The following is a 226-nucleotide window of genomic DNA, read 5'->3' on the forward strand; positions in this document are numbered from 1 at the left end:
CACATCCTCGGTGATGTCTATCTCCTCTCCGGTATCCAGAGTTACGACACCAAATGTCTCCTGGTCGCCTTGAAAAGCGCGGTCTGCTGAGGATAGGACACCAAGAGATCCGTTCTGGATGCCGACAGTATAGTTGTTCCTAGTGAATAGGATCGGGTCGCCTACCCTCAGATCAATAAAGAAATCATCCCCATGCAGCTTGAACTCCAGCCTCTGGCCGCCTGGA

The 226-nt window shown here is 52.2% G+C and carries 1 pseudogene; it reads right to left on the minus strand.

Annotated features, from left to right (window positions below):
• Positions 1 to 226, minus strand: a pseudogene (locus AC5JQH_RS21415) (ATP-dependent DNA helicase); the annotation flags it as partial.

It is taken from the genome of Marinobacter sp. H13 (genome assembly GCF_059072335.1).